Annotated in this window: 1 protein-coding gene; it reads left to right on the top strand. The window is 53.1% G+C overall.

All coding sequences use genetic code 11. From position 1 onward, the window contains the following. On the top strand, positions 1-1969 hold a 1969-nt coding region (locus tag ACUHMQ_RS20600), incomplete at both ends, for an LPD1 domain-containing protein (RefSeq protein WP_445297319.1).

Below are 1969 nucleotides of genomic sequence, written 5' to 3'. Positions count from 1 at the left end.
AGCAAAAGTTAGCCGACATTTTAAAGCAGGAAGACTTGGTTAACAGGCTGGCGGGTAACGACACTGCGCTCGTTGCCTTGGAAAAAATAAAAGCCGGCGACATTGGTGAATATGTGGCGCTCTCCCCTGAGAAAGGCCGACGTAAGTCACCAGGTGCAATAGGCGGGCATATAAAAACCGTTGCCGATGCACTGGGCTACAACAATGGGCAGTCGCTGGACTTGGCCCAATACGTAAACGGGGTGCATTTCGCCATGCAGGCCATGGCAGATAAGTCACTTATCCGGCGTATCCATACTCATTTTTACAAGTTGAGTCGAACCAAGGACGGAGACAAAGGCGGTAAAGCTTATTGGAGTACGCCCCATGAGATGTTTGCCCGCGCCTTCGAGACTTGGGTAATGGACAAGCTGGCCAACAACGAGGCCAGCAATCATTACCTGGTGAGCAACAACAAACGCGATAAGGGCGATACCGACCCGGATTATCCATATCCGGCTGGAGAAGAACGTAAGGTCTTCAATCAGGCGTTTGAACGCTTGATATCGGAACTTAAGGTTCAGGAATCCGAAGGCGGACCGCTTCTATACTCACGCAGCGATGATCATAAGGCAGGTGATTCAGGCAGCGATGCAGCCCTATTGCGCAAGCAGTTCGGCCCGCTGATTGCCCGGTGGCGTAACGCTCCGCAGATCAACATCGTCCAATCCGTTACTGATTTACCAGTGCATTACCTCGACAAACTGCGTTCACAGAATGCCGACGGGGATGTCGAGGGCTTCTTTGACCAGAAGGCCAACGCTGTCTATCTGGTAGCGGATCGTTTGACCGACAACCGACGAGCACTACACGTGCTTGTCCATGAAGTATTGGGCCATGCGGGTCTGCGTGGTTTGTTTGGCAAACAACTGAATCCTCTGCTGGCAAGTATCTACCGTGGTCATGCCAATGTGCGTGAAGCAGCAGACAACCTCATGCAGCGTTACGGATACAGCCAGCTACTGGCGGTAGAGGAAGTACTGGCTGACATGGCGCTGAAAGCCAGCCTGACCAAACAGGCATTCTGGCCGCGCGTGGTGACGATTATCCGTAACCTGCTGCGCCGGTATGGCTTATTAAGACAGTGGACGGATAACGATATCGTCTCAATGTTAGGTAGCGCACGTCGCTATGTGATGGATTCACCCGCTAGTAAAGGTGCAAACAGCACCGATTCCAACCATGTCGCTACCAGCAGGCAGGACGGACCTACCCAGCGCATGGCGAAGGCTTGGAAACTGTTGGCTCAAGCAGATGAGTTGTTCCGTTATCCACGCCCTGAAGGCTTCACACTGGCTGATATTGCCGCTGAAATCGATCCCGCGTTAGCGGTGGTGGAGGACAACAAGACCTATTCCAAGGCAGAACGCGAAGAACAAAAGATAGCCCAGGTCTGGAAAATGACCATGGCGGATAGGCGAGAAGCCTGGATTATCGAAAACCGGACCGGTGAGGTGTGGATTGACGCTTCCAGCCTGGCTAAAGGCGTCAGCGCGGGCAGTAAGCTCTACGCAGCGGTAGCTTCCTATGCTGCCGCAAACGGTAAAGTATTCATTGGCGACCCGGCTGGCTTGTCGGAAGCGGCCTTGGTACGTCGTACCGAACAGATGCTGTCTTCTGCCCTAAAGGAGGGTATGACTCAGCACCTGATGCCGCACGCCCGTCAGATGGACCCGGATGGATACAAGCCGAATGCCAAAATCAACGACGCCATTCGGCCAATAACCTGGGTGCCGGGTGATGATGCGCATAATCTGCTAGAGCTGTTGAAGACTTCCTATCATAATGTTCGTCAGTTGGTACCGAATGTCGCCAAGGAGTTAAACCATGTCAGCTACAACTTTGAGAAAGGTCGATTCGAACGCGACGGAATTTCCGTCGACGGCGAGTATTTCTCAAGGCTTGCCAGACAAAGTGCGGCTGAACTCCG

Source organism: Chitinimonas violaceus, assembly GCF_052601015.1.
This window is presented reverse-complemented; position numbering and strand designations above follow the sequence as displayed.